This window comes from Candidatus Hydrogenedentota bacterium (assembly GCA_016791475.1).
Taxonomy (GTDB): Bacteria; Hydrogenedentota; Hydrogenedentia; order Hydrogenedentales; family JAEUWI01; genus JAEUWI01.
Map to the genome: position 1 here is coordinate 1 of JAEUWI010000475.1, position 517 is coordinate 517.

Annotated in this window: 1 protein-coding gene; it reads left to right on the forward strand. The window is 69.6% G+C overall.

Translation table 11 applies throughout. The features are described from left to right. Positions 1 to 517 (forward strand): hypothetical protein (locus JNK74_30325; GenBank protein MBL7650466.1); only part of this gene is annotated, 517 nt, incomplete at both ends.

A 517-nucleotide genomic window follows, 5' to 3' on the forward strand; every position in this document is an offset into this window, starting at 1 on the left:
CGGGCGGTGCAGGTGTTCGCGTCGGTGGTTGGCGGCCAGAACGAGCCGGGCGAGTTGCTGGTGCACGTTCTCGACGGCAGCGAGCGCGATCAGGGGGAGCTGCAGTCGGCCCATGACCGGAAGTTGCAGGCGCTGGGCCAAGTCGCCAGCGGCATCGCCCACGACTTCAACAATCTGATCGGAGCGATCCTCGGTTCCTGCGAGGTGGCGCTCACCGAAATCCGCTCCGGAGCTTCCGGCCATGACGATCTTGCCAGCGTCCGCGCCACGGCGCTGCGGGCGCGCGACCTCGTCCGCCAGTTGCTGGCCTTCGCCCGCAAGCAGCCGCCGCGGCCGGTCCTGCTGCACCTCGACCGGGCGATCGATGATCTGCTGCCGCTGCTTCGCCGGCTGCTTGGCGGCGCCACCGTCGTCGAGGTTCGGCACGCCGCGCCGCTGCCGCTGGTACGCATGGATCCCGGCCGCTTCGATCAGGTGATCATCAACCTTGCGGTCAACGCCGGCGATGCGATGCCGC